General features: G+C 45.9%; 13 protein-coding genes. 7 read left to right on the top strand and 6 right to left on the bottom strand.

From position 1 onward, the window contains the following. Complete coding sequence (locus tag AC1DFM_RS20495) at positions 1 to 444, top strand: DUF3276 family protein (protein WP_477078617.1); 444 nt, start codon at positions 1 to 3, stop codon at positions 442 to 444. Between the two features lie 181 nt (positions 445 to 625). On the opposite strand, the gene pgi is transcribed toward AC1DFM_RS20495, so the two are convergent. Both pgi and AC1DFM_RS20485 read right to left on the bottom strand, forming a co-directional pair. Then, positions 626 to 2,281, bottom strand: a complete 1,656-nt coding sequence (gene pgi / locus AC1DFM_RS20490) for a glucose-6-phosphate isomerase (RefSeq protein WP_477078616.1) — start codon at positions 2,279 to 2,281, stop codon at positions 626 to 628. A 44-nt stretch (positions 2,282 to 2,325) separates the two neighbouring features. After that, positions 2,326 to 3,129, bottom strand: a complete 804-nt coding sequence (locus AC1DFM_RS20485; protein WP_477078615.1) for a hypothetical protein — start codon at positions 3,127 to 3,129, stop codon at positions 2,326 to 2,328. Between the two features lie 135 nt (positions 3,130 to 3,264). Here AC1DFM_RS20485 and prfB point away from each other — a divergent pair. From prfB to AC1DFM_RS20465, 4 genes are all read left to right on the top strand, one after another. Then, positions 3,265 to 4,360, top strand: a protein-coding gene (prfB, locus tag AC1DFM_RS20480; RefSeq protein WP_477078614.1) for a peptide chain release factor 2 whose coding sequence is annotated in 2 segments (ribosomal slippage) — positions 3,265 to 3,324 and positions 3,326 to 4,360 — 1,095 coding nt in all. Because the reading frame shifts where the segments join, the coding sequence is not laid out codon by codon here. Positions 4,361 to 4,520: 160 nt separating this feature from the next. Beyond that, positions 4,521 to 6,152 carry an L-glutamate gamma-semialdehyde dehydrogenase gene (gene pruA / locus AC1DFM_RS20475; RefSeq protein ID WP_477078613.1) on the top strand — a complete coding sequence of 544 codons (1,632 nt, stop codon included), beginning with the start codon at positions 4,521 to 4,523 and terminating at the stop codon, positions 6,150 to 6,152. Positions 6,153 to 6,231: 79 nt separating this feature from the next. Beyond that, positions 6,232 to 6,615 carry a hypothetical protein gene (locus AC1DFM_RS20470; RefSeq protein WP_477078612.1) on the top strand — a complete coding sequence of 128 codons (384 nt, stop codon included), beginning with the start codon at positions 6,232 to 6,234 and terminating at the stop codon, positions 6,613 to 6,615. Between the two features lie 14 nt (positions 6,616 to 6,629). Beyond that, complete coding sequence (locus AC1DFM_RS20465) at positions 6,630 to 7,181, top strand: hypothetical protein (protein WP_477078611.1); 552 nt, start codon at positions 6,630 to 6,632, stop codon at positions 7,179 to 7,181. Here AC1DFM_RS20465 and AC1DFM_RS20460 read toward each other — a convergent pair whose 3' ends face one another. Next, positions 7,182 to 7,700 (bottom strand): peroxiredoxin, encoded by a 519-nt coding sequence (locus AC1DFM_RS20460; RefSeq protein ID WP_477078610.1) that lies wholly within the window; start codon positions 7,698 to 7,700, stop codon positions 7,182 to 7,184. 261 nt (positions 7,701 to 7,961) lie between these two features. Between AC1DFM_RS20460 and pyrR the strand changes: the two genes are divergently transcribed. Then, positions 7,962 to 8,492, top strand: coding sequence for a bifunctional pyr operon transcriptional regulator/uracil phosphoribosyltransferase PyrR (gene pyrR / locus AC1DFM_RS20455; RefSeq protein ID WP_291924184.1), 531 nt, complete (start codon positions 7,962 to 7,964; stop codon positions 8,490 to 8,492). A gap of 51 nt (positions 8,493 to 8,543) precedes the next feature. Next, positions 8,544 to 9,473 (top strand): aspartate carbamoyltransferase catalytic subunit, encoded by a 930-nt coding sequence (locus AC1DFM_RS20450; protein ID WP_477078609.1) that lies wholly within the window; start codon positions 8,544 to 8,546, stop codon positions 9,471 to 9,473. 111 nt (positions 9,474 to 9,584) lie between these two features. Here AC1DFM_RS20450 and AC1DFM_RS20445 read toward each other — a convergent pair whose 3' ends face one another. The 3 genes from AC1DFM_RS20445 to AC1DFM_RS20435 form a co-directional block, all read right to left on the bottom strand. After that, positions 9,585 to 12,968: a SusC/RagA family TonB-linked outer membrane protein gene (locus AC1DFM_RS20445; RefSeq protein ID WP_477078608.1), complete on the bottom strand. Its 3,384-nt coding sequence runs from the start codon at positions 12,966 to 12,968 to the stop codon at positions 9,585 to 9,587. Between the two features lie 21 nt (positions 12,969 to 12,989). Beyond that, positions 12,990 to 13,976: a FecR family protein gene (locus AC1DFM_RS20440; protein ID WP_477078607.1), complete on the bottom strand. Its 987-nt coding sequence runs from the start codon at positions 13,974 to 13,976 to the stop codon at positions 12,990 to 12,992. A 71-nt stretch (positions 13,977 to 14,047) separates the two neighbouring features. Then, positions 14,048 to 14,590, bottom strand: coding sequence for an RNA polymerase sigma-70 factor (locus tag AC1DFM_RS20435; RefSeq protein ID WP_477078606.1), 543 nt, complete (start codon positions 14,588 to 14,590; stop codon positions 14,048 to 14,050). Positions 14,591 to 14,661: the final 71 nt, after the last annotated feature.

Here is a 14,661-nt window from a genome sequence, read left to right as displayed (position 1 = left end):
GTGGCGTACGAAAACAACAATCAACAGGAAAGAAACAATGATAGCATCTTTTCTAAACGATTGAAAGCGGGCAAAAGAAGAACGTACTTCTTTGATGTAAAGACCACTCGGGGAAACGACTATTTTCTTACTATAACAGAAAGTAAGAAACGTTTTAATGACAATGGTTATGACAGGCACAAAGTATTCCTGTACAAGGAAGACTTCAACAAGTTCCTGAACGCACTGACCGAAACCATCAACTATGTTAAAACAGAATTGATGCCCGATTTCGACTTTGATGCGTACAACCATGATTATGTGCAGGAAGAACAGGACGAAACAGATGCAGACGGTGCAGAAGGTGCGGAAGTACGCACTCCAGCTGCAGTTGAAGCAGTTCCTGTAGAGGCGTCAGTTGCTGCGCCAGCTTCACATAGCTCAGATGAGGTAGATAAATGGTAAGATTTTTTACTCAATTTTTTTACTTAAAATAATTGTCAACCCCCGGATTTCTCCGGGGGTTCTTTATTGAGGTAAAAGCATAAAGCGGAAAGCAAAAAGCCATTGAGGCGATTGACCAGTGCGTATATTATATTCGCTTTGATCAATCGCCTCAATGGCTTTTTGCTTTCCGCTTTATGCTTTATGCTGTCCGCATAGCTTTCCAGGCATTAATGAGCCCATTGGTGCTGGCATCGTGGTTCAATATCACATTGTTGTTTTCCAGCTCCGGCAGTATTTTACTAGCCAATTGTTTGCCTAATTCTACGCCCCATTGGTCAAAGCTATAGATATTCCAGATCACTCCCTGTACGAAGATCTTATGTTCGTATAGGGCTATCAGTGAGCCCAGTGAACGAGGCGTAATTTTCTTGAGCAGGAAGGAGTTAGTAGGACGATTACCGCTGAATATTTTCGATGGTACAATCTTCGCCAGCTCTTCTGCAGAGGCGCCTGACTTTTCCAGTTCTGCACGTACTTCCGCTTCTGTTTTACCATTCATCAGTGCTTCTGTTTGCGCAAAGAAGTTGGATAACAGCTTCACATGATGGTCGCCGATTGGGTTGTGGCTGATGGCTGGTGCGATAAAATCGCAGGGGATTATACGTGTACCCTGGTGAATCAGTTGGTAGAAAGCATGTTGTCCGTTAGTACCTGGTTCACCCCATACAATCGGCCCGGTTTCATAACTAACGTTATGGCCTGTACGATCTGCTGTTTTACCATTGCTTTCCATATTACCCTGTTGGAAGTAAGCTGCAAAACGGTGCATGTATTGGTCGTACGGAAGTATTGCTTCTGTAGCGCTGCCAAAGAAGTTGCCGTACCAAAGACCGATGAGCGCCATGGTCACCGGGATATTTTGTTCCAATGGTGTTTCAGCAAAGTGGCGATCTACTACGTGTGCGCCTTCCAGTAACTCGGTGAAGTTGTCGAAGCCAATGGTGAGGGCAATGGATAAACCAATAGCGGACCATAAGGAATAACGGCCACCTACCCAATCCCAGAATTCGAACATGTTTTTAGGATCGATACCAAAAGCTGTCACTGCTTTTTCATTGGTAGACAAGGCTGCAAAATGTTTGGCGATGAACTTTTCGTCTTCAGCATGTTCCAGGAACCAGCTGCGTGCGGTGTGCGCATTGGTCATGGTTTCCTGCGTGGTAAAGGTTTTGGAAGCAATCAGGAACAGGGTTTCATCCGGTGTTATTTTCTTCAGCGTTTCAGCGATGTGTGTACCGTCTACATTGGAAACGAAGTAAGTCTGGATGTTAGGTTTCCAGTAAGGCTTCAGTGCCTCTGTTACCATTACCGGACCCAGGTCGGAACCACCGATACCGATGTTTACAATATAACGTATAGGCTTACCCGTATATCCCTTCCATTCACCGGAATGAATTTGCCGGCAGATGTGATCCATTTTGTTCAGTACTGCTTTTACATCTGGCATTACATCGCGGCCATCCAGCATCACTGGTTTGTCGGAAGTATTGCGTAAGGCGGTATGCAGTACCGCACGGTTTTCGGTGACATTGATTTTTTCTGCACCAAACATCGCCTGGATAGCGGCGGGCACCCCACATTCATTGGCCAGGCCTAATAAGAGGTTGCGGGTATCTTCAGTAATAATATTCTTGGAATAATCGAAAAGGATGTCTTCAAACTGCAGTGAGAATTGACTAAAGCGTTCTTTATTCTCCATAAACAAGGCACGCATATGTACCTTTTTCATTTCTTCAGCGTGTTTCTTTAAAGCATCCCACGATTTGGTGGTAGTTGGATTGGTAGATGGAAACATAGTAGTGTATATATTAAATGCGCGTCAAAAATAATCTTTTAGTATCAGGATTTCTGTTTCCTGTAGAATTGCCAGGAAATTGTGATGGCAATAATGCCGATGGCAATGATGCAGCTATGCACAATGGCATTCTCTTCCAGTATATCCATTGATTTTCTTTTCACCAGGATGCCGTAGAATGCCCATACACTAACAAGTGCGTACACGATATTGTTGCGAAGCAATACCATGGCCATGCTGGACAAGGTACCCAGTCCAATCATGCCGATGGTCCAGCGGATTTGATTGTGCAGGTTGCCTTCCCAGCCGGCGTATACCAGCAGGGTAGTGATGTTGGCCATGGTGGCAATGGCCAGCCAGCCCAGGTAAAGACTGAAAGGGAAATGGACAAACCATCTTTCAGGTAATGTAGCGGGTACCGTGCCTATGCGAAAGTTCAGGTGAATGATCACGATGGAAATGAGTAGTATAAACATGATGACTACACTAACAGGAATCAGGTGGTAGTGCCAGGCAAAAAGCCAGCAGGCATTGGCCACGGAGGAGATGAGAAACCATTCCTTCATTTTCTGCATCAGCCGGGATAAAGCATCCGGATGTTTGTTGGAGAAGGCCAGCCAGAGCTGGTAAATAATAAATACGCCAATAGAAAAATAGATCAGCCCCCAGATCAAAAATGTGAAATGCGCCGGTGCAAAAAGATTGGGATATTCCTCCGAAATCTGGGCGGTGGTTTTGCCATTGATGGGAAGGGCCACTGCCAGTACATTGACTGTTAACATGAGGATATAACCGAGCGTATTAAAGATAGACTTGTTCTTAAAAATGAGGGTTTCATGGCTGACCATAATGAATAAACACTTTTTGTAATATTAGCGACATGGTTACCGCGTTATGGCGCAAATATTATGCTAAAATGGACAAGTAAAACAAACTTAGCCGACATTAGCAGATATCTGTATTTTTACATACATTTGCCAGCTATGACAGCTGAGCAACTTAAAGCTATGAGGGACCGTTTATATGTCCTGGGAGGTTTTCTTTAACGTACCTGACCGATTAGCTAAAATAGAAAACGACAAACAACTAAGCCTGGCGCCCGGTTTCTGGGACGACAACGTCAGAGCAACTTCGATTCTGAAGGAAATTAAGGTAAACAAATATTGGGTGGACCTTTACGATCAGGTAAACGCGGCTATCGATGATAGTGCGGTCCTGAACGATTTTTTCAAAGAAGGAGAAGCTTCCGAGGAAGAAGTAGAACAGGCGTATGGTGCTGCAGTAGTGGCATTGGACGATCTGGAGTTTAAATCTACTTTAAACCAGCCGGAAGATGAAATGCCTGCAGTACTCACCATTAACTCCGGTGCAGGCGGCACGGAAAGCCAGGATTGGGCCGAAATGCTGCTGCGTATGTACCGCATGTATGGAGAGAAACAAGGTTGGAAAGTATCAGAAATTGATACACAATATGGGGATGGTGCCGGGATTAAATCCGCTACACTGGAATTTGATGGCGACTTTGCTTATGGTCACCTCAAAGCAGAAAGCGGGGTACACCGACTGGTACGTATTTCACCATTTGACTCCAATGCGCGCCGGCACACCTCTTTCGCCTCCGTATATGTATATCCGTTAGTAGACAATACTATCGAGATTGCTGTAAACCCTGCAGACCTGGAATGGGAATTCTATCGTTCCGGTGGTAAGGGCGGACAGAACGTAAACAAGGTGGAAACGGCGGTGCGATTGAAGCACATCCCTTCCGGAATCATCATCGAATGTCAGCAGGCCCGTACACAGGGAGAGAACCGCGAAAAGGCGCTCACCATGTTAAAGTCGCGCTTGTATGAAGAAGAGATCCGTAAAAGAGAAGAGCTGAAAAATGCAGCCAACGCCAACAAACGCAAAATCGAATGGGGCTCACAGATCAGATCATACGTATTCCATCCGTATAAAATGATCAAAGACCACCGCACCGATTTTGAAGTAGGTAACGTAGGGCCTGTAATGGACGGTGAACTCAACGGATTTATCAAAGCTTACCTGATGATGCAGAAGGAAGAGGACAATAATTAATAAGGATCTACTAATTATTATTAAGCCTTTAGGCTTTGTAACCATTAATTTTGCTGCGGAAACAAAACACGTAGTCGTTTGTTTATTTGGTTGTTTACAGTCCCGGTATTTTCACCAGGCCTATAAATAGCCAAATAAACAAATATAAAATCAGGTTACAATGAATACAGGATACTTTGAATACGCAGCGCCAGCCAATGAGCCTGTGTTGTCTTATGCGCCAGGTTCCGCTGAGAGAATTGCCCTAAAGAAACAATTAGCCGCATTTAAGGGAGAAGTAGCTGATATACCTATGTACATCGGCGGTGAAGAAATTCGTACCGGTAAAACGGTAGATCTGCACCCTCCGCACGAAATCAAGCACAAATTAGGTCATTTCCATATGGGGGAGGCCTCCCACGTGAAAGCCGCTATCAAAGCCGCTTTGGATGCCCGTGAAAAATGGGCTAATATGGATTGGGAGCAACGCGCCGGCATCTTCTTACGCGCTGCTGAACTCCTAGCTACCAAATATCGCTATCATATCAACGCTGCTACCATGCTCGGTCAAAGCAAAAATGCTTACCAGGCTGAAATAGACAGTGCTTGTGAACTGATCGACTTCCTCCGCTACAATGTGCACTTCCTGAGCGAAATTTATCGCCAGCAGCCTGTATGTGCGCCAGGCATTCACAACCGCGTAGAATATCGTCCACTCGAAGGTTTCGTACTCGCGGTTACGCCATTTAACTTCACCGCTATTGCTGGTAACCTGCCTACTTCCGCAGCCATGTGCGGTAACGTAGTAGTGTGGAAGCCCGCTAATACACAGGTGTTTGCCGCTCAGATCATCATGAAAGTGCTGATAGAAGCAGGATTACCTGCTGGTGTAATCAACCTGGTATATGCAGGCGGTCCGCTCATCGGCGATATCTGCTTCGCAGATCCTCACTTCGCTGGTATCCACTTCACCGGTTCTACCGGCGTATTCCAGACTATGTGGAAAACCATCGGCGAAAACATTCACAAATACAAAACATACCCACGCATCGTAGGGGAAACAGGTGGTAAAGACTTCGTGCTCATTCACAAATCAGCCGATGTAGATATTGCTGTTACCGCCTTAGCCCGTGGCGCTTTCGAATACCAGGGCCAGAAATGTTCTGCTGCCTCCCGTGCATACATACCAAACAATCTTGCTGACAATATAAAATCAAAATTAGTTGCCGAACTGAAAACCATGAAAATGGGTACCACAGAAGATTTCAGCAACTTCATCAATGCAGTAATCGATGAACGCTCTTTCGATAAAATTGCGCAATACATCGATAATGCAAAGAAAGATCCTTCCGTAAAAATCATTGCGGGCGGTAACTACAGCAAAGCAGAAGGTTATTTCATTGAGCCTACCATCATTGAAACCACCGATCCTAAGTACATTACCATGTGCGAGGAAATCTTCGGCCCAGTGCTGACGATCCACGTATATGAAGCCGATAAGTTTGAAGAAATCATGCAGGTAGTAGATACCACTTCCGAATACGCATTAACCGGTGCTATCATTGCACAGGATCGTTATGCGGTGGAACTGGCTACCCGCAAACTGGTAAACAGTGCAGGTAACTTCTATATCAACGATAAGCCAACCGGCGCAGTAGTAGGCCAGCAGCCATTTGGCGGCGCCCGCGCTTCCGGTACCAACGATAAAGCCGGCTCTATGCTGAACCTCTACCGTTGGCTGAGTGCAAGAAGTATCAAGGAAACTTTCGTTCCTGCTACCGATTACCGGTATCCGTTCCTGAAAGAAGCTTAGTAAATGTTCATGATTTATATGCAGGCGGTGGATGTATATCCATCGCCTTTTTTGTACCTTGCACCCTCATTTTAGTATCATGGAAACTACGCAGGCGGAGATCATTACCACTTATTTCTCAGAATATCATAAACAACGTCGGGTGGCCGACCTGGAGCAACGACTCCTGGCTGCTGGTGTAACTCAACCAGAAGCCAGCATTGCCGCCGTTAAAGGATTTAATGAGTATTTCAGTAAGCAGATGCGTACCACCGGCGTTAAAGCCGGTATTTTCCTCGCAGTAGCTTTAGTATTCCTCATCCGCGTGATAACGCTCACCAACCGCGAGGAAGGCAGCTTTATGCAGGTCTCCTTTTCCCTGGCCCTGGTAGCTTTTGCACTGGTGCGTGGCTTGATATGGGGTATACAATTGTTTGCCCTGAAAGAAGAAATTAGTTCGTTTAGAGATTTAAGACGTTTATAGTATCTTGAGATGCTATGAAATTTTATTATCCCGCCCTGTGTTTATCGCTGGCAGCCTGTGCGAACCAGGCGCCAATACCGTCCGAACAACCTGCTCCAAAAGAGATCAGCCTCCCTGCACGCCCGGAGCCATATACCTTCTTCGATAGTATCCAGCACGGACTGGAGTTAACACCGGAACAAGTCAGATGGCATCTTCCCGGATTGGACTCCACCAATACAATTACCGGTTCTCGTATATTCTTCCCCGTAGGAAGACGTTTTGCTTTGGCTACATTTTGGGGGAATGATCAACAGGGTTGTGCCAATCATTATGTGGTAACAATCGACAAAGCATCCATGGTAACCATAGACTGGAAGATGCTAAGTATGGAATGTGATGGCGACTATGGCCACTATATCAGTGAATACACCCGGAATTTCCTCAACGACACTACCATCCAGGTATTGGAGATGTCTCATCTGGATCTTGATTCAGATTCCATTGTGCCTATAGACAGCACTTATACTACCTGGCGGATTATAGCGTCAGGTAAAATAGTGGAACAAAAGGAGGTAAAGAAATAGTTATTGCATTTTCTTCAAAGCGGCCAACGCTTCTGTTACATGTTTCTCTCCATCACGCAGGGAGTTAAACTCATGTACCACAATGCCTTTCTTATCCACGATATAAGTAACACGGCCAGGTATCACAAACGTTTTAGGCACACCAAACAGTTTACGCACTTCATTTTTTGGATCACTCAACAGGGTAAAAGGAAGGTTGTGATGTGTAGCAAAGCTTTTATGCGACGCCACACCATCTGAACTGATACCGATTACCATAGCGCCATACTGCTGGAAGTCCTGGAACGAGTCGCGGAAAGAACAAGCTTCTTTGGTACATACACTGGTTTCATCTTTCGGATAAAAATAAATTACCAGTGGCTGTTTTCCTAAAACAGTAGTAACATCAAAGGTTTTCCCATTTTGATCCTGTAAAGAGAAGGCGGGTATTTTATCTCCTGTTTTAATTTGGGCGTCTGCATTACTGCCCCAGAGCTGAAAGAAAGCGGCCATAGCTATAATTGACTTAAGAAGTTGCATACTTTACAGTATTGAGGACCCTAAATTACGAAGATTAGCACAATGCCTCCAACTAAATGTCTTTTTTATCATATGAGAGAATACTTTAAAGATCGCCCAACGGTACTGACGAAGCTGAATATCCTGTTGGCCCTTTTCTTTTGTCGTAGTGATAAAACAGGCATCAAAATGAAATATTAGATTGTTAATCAGGCATTTCTCACAATCAGCTTTTTATCTGTTGCATTTAATCATTATTTTTGGCACCTAAAACGTTGTGTTTTGAAAACCATACTAAACGGCAAGCAGATGGCTATCACAATAGACCGGCTTTGTCACCAGTTGATAGAAAATCATTTACAGTTTGAACAAACGGTGCTGATTGGATTGCAACCACGTGGGATTTATTTATCCGGCAGAATTCATCAAACCTTGTTGAAATTGGTACCAGGCGCGCATATTGACTACGGTAAACTGGATATCACCTTTTACCGGGACGACTTTAATCAAAGCAAAACGTTACACGTACCCAGCGAAACAAGCATTGACTTTTCTATAGAAAATAAAAAGGTAGTGTTGATAGATGATGTGTTGTATACAGGCCGCACCATCCGTTCGGCACTGGATGCAATGCTGGATTTCGGCCGGCCTGCTTCGGTAGAGCTGCTTACGCTGATCGACAGACGATTCAGCAGACAGTTACCTATTCAGCCCGACTATACCGGACGGACCATAGACGCCCTGATTTCCCAGAAAGTAAGGGTATTATGGAACGAAAGAGATGGTAATGACGAAGTAATTCTAATTGACTAATACGAATCCGGATTTCAGAATTCAGATTTCAACCTTTATATTTGCACATTAATGTCACTTTCTGTAAAACACTTACTCGGAATTCGCGATCTGCAGCGCCAGGATATAGAGCTTATTTTTCAAACAGCCGACCAGTTTAAGGAGGTTTTACAAAGGCCTATTAAAAAGGTTCCTACGCTACGCGATACAACTATTGTTAATTTATTTTTTGAGAATTCTACCCGCACACGCATCTCCTTTGAGTTAGCGGAAAAGCGGCTGGGTGCAGATACCGTTAACTTCTCTGCTTCCGGTTCCTCCGTTTCCAAAGGTGAAACGCTGATTGATACGGTGAACAACATCCTGTCCATGAAAGTGGATATGGTGGTGATGCGCCACTCAGCCAGCGGCGCACCGCACTTCCTGGCCAAGCACATCAACGTGCCTATCCTCAATGCGGGCGATGGTATCAATGAACATCCCACGCAGGCATTGCTGGATGCCTTCTCTATCCGCGAAAGACTGGGTAGCGTTGAAGGTAAGAAGGTCGCCATCTGCGGGGATATCATGCACTCCAGGGTAGCGCTCTCCAATATTTATTGCCTGAAGAAACTGGGCGCTGAAGTAACGGTAGTAGGCCCGCCTACGCTGATTCCTAAATACATGGCCGCCGCACTCGGTGTGAATGTGAGCTATGATATACGGGAAGCACTGCAATGGTGTGATGTAGCCAACGTATTGCGTATTCAGCTGGAAAGACAAAACACGCCTTTATTCTCTTCCCTCCGGGAATATTCGCTGGCTTACGGTGTAAACCGCCAGCTGCTGGATAGCCTGAATAAAGAAATTGTGATTATGCACCCCGGCCCAATTAACCGCGGCGTAGAAATAAATTCTGATGTGGCTGATTCAGGTCAGTCCATCATTCTCGAACAGGTAGAAAACGGTGTGGCAATTCGTATGGCGGCACTGTACTTACTGGCAGGAAAGAAATCAGAATAGTATTCTGTTTTATAAAGATAAAAAAAAGAAGAAGGGAAGATAGAAGCCGGTCTGGCAGCTATCTTCCCTTCTCTCTTTAATCTTATTTATCAAAAAATAAAAGCTCCTGCACTAGAAGCTAACTCCTAATCCCAACGTATAAGAGCGGAAAAACGGATATACGTTCCCGTTATACCCACCCGCCTGTTCAGGATCATAATATTTTATTTTCATTTTAGTGGTTTCCCATAAGTCTTGCCCGGAGAAGTAAACACGTAAATTGGTAATCTTCATTTTCTGCAGCCAGCTGCGGGGAATGGTATATCCCAGCTGCAGATTTTTAAGCCGGATGTAAGCGCCGTTCATTACCCAGTGCGAGGATGGGACGGTATTCTGTTGATCGTCCATATACAAGCGGGGGAACAGGGCATCCGGATGTGTGGGCGTCCAGTAGTCCTGGTTGATGTCCCAGGGCTGTTGCCAGGTACCGGTAAACGGTATATTATAGCGGGGATCAGGCATCACCTTACGCTGTGCCACACCCTGGAAGAAAACAGAGAAGTCAAATCCTTTCCAGGCAAAGCCGGCGTCTATACCATATGAGAATTGCGGATCAGTACTGCCCAGGTATACGAGGTCGGCATTATCGATTTTATGATCGCCGTTGATGTCTTTATACCGAAGATCGCCCGGGCCTGTTTGTGCAGTTTGATAAGCATGTTGGCTTACTTCGTTAGCCGTTTGGAAGTAGCCTTCCGTCTGGTAGCCAAACAGGGAAGAGTAGGGATACCCCGCGATGCCCTGGTTCCAGCCTGCCTGTGGTGCAACATTGTCGTTGCGCAACACTTTGTTCTGGCTGTTAAACAGGTTGGCATTGATGTACCAGGTAAAGGGGCCGCGATCATCGCGCCAGCCGGCATTKATTTCCCAGCCCCAGGTTTTCATTTCTCCGCTGTGAAAACCCGTAGGCCATGCACCCATGGTAGATGCCGTTAACACTGGAATTTGCATGTCCCGGTTTCGCTTCACAAAATAATCTGCCGCAATGGTCAACCGTCCCCGGAAAAGTGTGGCATCCCAGCCATAATTATAAGTGGAAATATTTTCCCATCCCTGCGCCTGTATCACCGGATTCTTATACACAAAGGGTTGGAAAGGCCGGTTGTTAGCAAAAGAAAAAGTTTGTAGCCGCTCATCATTTGGAATACTATTCCAGCTGTTCACATTCCCGAGTCTGCCCCAGGACCAGCGCAGTTTAAAGTCGTTGAAAAACGGCAGGGCATTGTTAAACCACGTTTCGTTATTCAGGCGCCATCCTGCAGAGAAGGAGGGAAACGCCTGCCACTGTGTACCACCTGAAAACGAAGTGCTGTACTGTGTGAGCCGGGCGCCAATCAGGTTGGCTTCCAGCAGGTAGCGGTTATCGTAGTTATAATTTAGTTTACCAAAGAAAGATTGCATAGACCCGKAAGCCGCCAGCAACTGCGTATATTCGGGAGCGTTAGAGAACCGGTCCTGGTTAATATCTGTCGTTGGAACATGGTAGGCCGCGGCTGTATTTTGCGTGGTGTTATACGTTTCCTGTGTATAGCCTCCTAACAGGTGAATATAGTGTTTCTCTTTTTTGAGATCATAGTCTCCCAATAGTTGCAGGTTGCCGCCTTTGGATACCAGCTTGCTTTGCTGCAGGAAATTATCCGGTTGTACCAGCGCAGCGGTGTCAACCCGATTCCATAAGGCAATCGTATTTCTTCCAAGGTGATCCCGCAGGGTATGTTGCTGCGGACTGTATACCAGTCGTAGGGTAAGGCCTTTCACGATACTGTCAATGCGTACTGTGAACACCGCATCTGCGTAATTATTTTTTTCATCGCGTTCACCGCCATTTTCTAAAATCGCATAAACGGGCGCCGCGCCATAAGCATAATGATTGGTGTTGGGCACGTATACCGGTACATTTCCAGGACCCCTGTAAAGGCCTGCCAGCAAGCCATTAGGGCCTTCCACGGTTTGGGAAGGGGAGAAGGTATTGGTTTGTGCATAGGATAAGCGGGTCTCGAGGCTCACATGTTTGCTGAGCCGGTTGTTCATATTGGCCCGCGCATTAACCCGATGTGTTTTATCTGGGCCTACGGCAAAAAGTCCCTGCCGCCCGAAATATCCTAAGGACACAGAGAATTGGTTGGTGCTGTCACCGCCTTTAACAGATATGTTATAGTTCTGAACACCTGTTTTACTTTTGGTCAGCACCTTTATAGGATCAAAATTGTAATAGTATTTATAATAGTCCGGGCGTTGATAGTCGATGGCGTAGTGGTTGCCGGATTGCATCAGGGCTATTTCCGATGGGTCCCAGGGCGCAACGCCACCGGCATTAAGTGCTGCTTCATTCTCCATCGCAGCGGCTTTCCATGACGGTACCCGGTTCGGAAGCCGGATGGGTGTTTCGAAACCGGCGAGGGTATTAAAATCTACTCTCAGTTTGCCCGGTTTACCAGTACGCGTGGTGACCAGTACAACGCCTCCGGCGCCACGTGCGCCATAGATAGACGCAGCAGATGCATCTTTGAGAATAGAAACGGATTCTATATCATCCGGGTTCAGCACCGCCAGAGAGCCAGGCACACCATCTATAATAACAGGCGTGTTGCCGGAAGCGGAGCTGGCGCCTCTTACCTGGATATTAAAGCCTTCACGGCCCGGTTGTCCGTTGCTGCGGGTGACTACCAGGCCGGTGGCGGTACCTTGTAAGGCGGCCATCACATTGGCCACAGGACGGCTTCTTAGCCGAACACCATCCACCTGGGCAATAGCGCCGGTAATGTTGGCGCGTTTCTGCAAGCCATATCCCAGCACCACCAGCTCATTGAGCTTACGAAGGTCCGGCTCCAGGACCACAGAAATGTTTCTACGTTCCCGTACATACACCTCTTTGGTTTCGTAACCAATCAGCGACACCTGTAGGGTAGCCTGCGCATTGGCCAGGTCTAGTTTAAACGTCCCGTTTTCCGCGGTGGCAGTGCCATTGGTGCTGCCCTTTTCACGAATAGATACCCCACTGAGTGGTTGTATACCATCCGTTACCAGGCCGGTGATCGGCCATTTGTTGTTGTCTGTATTGTTGTTGGGAACGGGTACTACTTCAGGAGCAACGGCATTGAGCGGGATCACAATAATCTGCCCGTCTTTTATTTCTACTTTATACTTAGCAGGTGGAAAGATACTGGGAAGCACTTCTGTGAGCCTGGCATTATGTACATGTAAACTAACTCCATGGCGACTTTCCAGCTCTTCAGAAGAAATGGCGAAGGTATATTTTGTTTGTTTTTCTATTTCCCGGATCACTGTCTTCAGGCTGGCATTGCTGACTTGCAGTGTAATTCGCTTAGGAGGGGCAATAGGATTTTGGGCCATAGCAACTGCGTTGGCCAATACCAGGATAACAATAAAAAGAAAATCAGGCACGCACCCAAACCTGGTTTTGGAGCAACGCGCCTGTAGCAATAAATGCTGCATAAGCAAAGAGTCAGGCGCGTATTAGTAGATGTCTACCAGGTCGTTTTTATGCGTGATATTAATTTGCAGGGTCTTTCTCATAATGTCCAGTACCTCATCCAATGACATATTGGGGAAGGTAGCCAGCAGTTTTTTATCAGCCAGTTGCTGATTGCTGATCTTTATCTGAACATGATAGAAATCTTCCAATGATTCCGCCACTTCATTCAGCGGGGTGTCATCAAAAGTGAGGGTCCGGGTTTTCCACGCCAGGATATTATTATTCTTTTTGTGTATGCGGGTGTCAATTTCACTACCGTTGCGCTTCAGAGAGGCTTCTTCACCGGGGGTGAGAATGACTTTTTTCTCCGTGCCTTTATAGGCGGCGCTTACTTTACCAGATTGTACAAATACTTTTACACCGCTGTTAGCTGCCTTTACGTTGAAGGCGGTACCCAGTACCTGTACTTCTACTTCTGGCGCATTCACGATGAAGGGGAGGGCATCATTTTTTGTGACATCAAAAAACGCTTCTCCTTTATCTATTTTAACTAGGCGGTTAGCTTTTCCAAATGAGCGGGCATAGCGTACCTGCGTATGTGCGTTCAGGTACATCATTGTACCATCCGGCAGTTTCAGACTATCCTGTTGTTGTGCAGTAGCGTATGTTTGGTAACCACCGGGCCCCAGCCAGGTCCAGGTGCCGGCAATGGCCAGCACAGCGGCGGCTGCCCACCAGTAGCGACGTTTCATTTTAATAACGCGACCGCTATTATTAGTAGCAGGGGTCGCTGTTGTGGTAACAGGCACTTCGTCCAGCATGGCATTCAATTCCTGCCATTTTCCATTGGTATCAAAAGCCGTAGGCGCGGGGAGTGGATCTCCATGCCACATAGCTTTCATATCCAGGAAAATATCCAGGTGGCCAGCATCCTGCTGTATCCAGTCGTTGAGCTGTTGCTTGAACTGCTCATTTTCCGGATCTTCCAGGTAACGGACTACTATATCTATGTCTGTTTGATTATTCATGGCTACTTATTAGTAATACAACCGGTGTATGTGATACCACTAAGCGATCTGAAAAAAAAATTTCAAAACGATCAGGATTTATTAATCAGGTCTACACGCAAACGTTTCAATGCGGTAGTCAGATGTGCATATACGGTATTAATGGAGATATTAAGTTGTGCGGCGATTTCGGCTKGTGATAAGCCTTTGAGGCGACTCATTTCAAAAACACGGCGACATTGATCCGGTAATTTCTCCAGCGCACTATGATATTGTGCTTCCAGTTCTTTATGTTCCAGCAGCTGATGATTATTGTCTGCCGGGTGGCTACGCTGCATTTGTTCTTTAGTATATACTTCCTGTCGTTGATCTTTTTTGAGGCGATTTAAACAGGTGTTGACGGTTGCTCTCGCCAGGTAATGATTAATAGGGGCTCTTTCATCCACGTTTTCCGCACCTTTCCACAAGTTGAGGAATACATCCTGTACCATATCATTCGCATCATCTTCATTCTTCACATACTTTACCGCTATATTATACATAGAAGGGGCGAACTGTTTAAAAACAGCTTCAAATACATCTTTATTTCTGCTCCGGATGCCTTTTACTATTTCGTCATTACTCAATTGCAACATGCTTTTGATCTTTTGTATTTGTTTCCGTAGTGCGAAGATAATTTTTAAAATTACTAATTACGAACGCTTAC

It is taken from the genome of Chitinophaga sp. 05T412 (genome assembly GCF_056396465.1).
This window is presented reverse-complemented; position numbering and strand designations above follow the sequence as displayed.